Annotated in this window: 1 pseudogene; it reads right to left on the bottom strand. The window is 41.3% G+C overall.

Annotated elements, in window-relative coordinates:
• Nucleotides 1–441: pseudogene (locus tag LPKJCM_RS13445) on the bottom strand (IS30-like element ISLpl1 family transposase); the annotation flags it as partial.

Here is a 441-nt window from a genome sequence, read left to right as displayed (position 1 = left end):
TAACCGGTATGCCCAAAGGAACCGTGATTTTCGATCGATTAAAGTTAATAAAACTGCCTTACTATGCCCACGAGGACCAACGACTGTATCTAGTTCAAAATCGCCGATGCGATTACGTTGATTAATCATCATGGGACGCTGTTCAATTGATCGCCCCAAAGATTGATTATATTTGGATCGTTGGTCAACGTTACGCCGTTGGCGTACGCCATGTTCAGGTAGATCATTCAAGGAGAAATCAATTCTCCCCTGATTTAGCCAATTATAAATAGATTTAGTAGCTAGTTTAAATTCGTGAGCAATCATTCCTGGTGACCAGCTTAGACGTAAATGGTTGAGAATTTTTTGCTTTAACTCATCGCTCAGCTTAGTTTTCCGACCACATCGTGATCGCTTGTATTCGGCATCTGTTTGTGCTAATTCAGCCTGATAAGGTTGACA

The organism is Lentilactobacillus parakefiri (assembly GCF_002157585.1).
In the GTDB taxonomy this organism is placed as follows: domain Bacteria; phylum Bacillota; class Bacilli; order Lactobacillales; family Lactobacillaceae; genus Lentilactobacillus; species Lentilactobacillus parakefiri.
Note: the sequence above shows the minus strand (reverse complement) of the source record. Positions and strands in the feature narration are given on the sequence as shown.